At 34.8% G+C, this 408-nt stretch carries 2 protein-coding genes; both read right to left on the bottom strand.

Annotated features, from left to right (window positions below; translation table 11 throughout):
* Positions 1 to 188, bottom strand: a 188-nt coding sequence (gene sctF, locus BM613_RS14765; RefSeq protein WP_109431878.1) for a type III secretion system needle filament subunit SctF, incomplete at its 3' end; no start/stop codon positions are given.
* A 13-nt stretch (positions 189 to 201) separates the two neighbouring features.
* On the bottom strand, positions 202 to 408 hold a 207-nt coding region (locus tag BM613_RS14760), incomplete at its 5' end, for a PrgH/EprH family type III secretion apparatus protein (RefSeq protein WP_281267869.1).

Raw genomic sequence — 408 nt, 5'->3', positions numbered from 1 at the left:
ACGTTAGATTGCGCATTTCGATATAATGTATACTCAGCTAATGCACTTTGATATTCGGCAAGGAATTTCGGGTCGGAAGGATTGGTTGCTAAATCCTCCAACGCTTTTTCAACTTGCTGGTTCAGATCATCAACGCCCTGATCAAATTGTTTGCTGATGTCCATAATATAACCATTCCAATCTGCCATAAGTCTTCCTCAATTATTCCTGAAATGTCCACTTGCTACCTTGAGACTTCTCGAATCGGTTATCTCCGTAGCTAAATGAACTATTATTTGTGTCCTTATTTTTCAAATTCACATTAAATCTTACATATTGTTTACCCCATTGTTTATAATATTCGTCAACATAGTTATTAATTTTATTTAATTCACTGTCACTTAACGTACCAATGATATTGAAATACAC

Source organism: Sulfoacidibacillus thermotolerans, assembly GCF_003144315.1.
GTDB lineage: Bacteria > Bacillota > Bacilli > Alicyclobacillales > SLC66 > Sulfoacidibacillus > Sulfoacidibacillus thermotolerans.
This window is presented reverse-complemented; position numbering and strand designations above follow the sequence as displayed.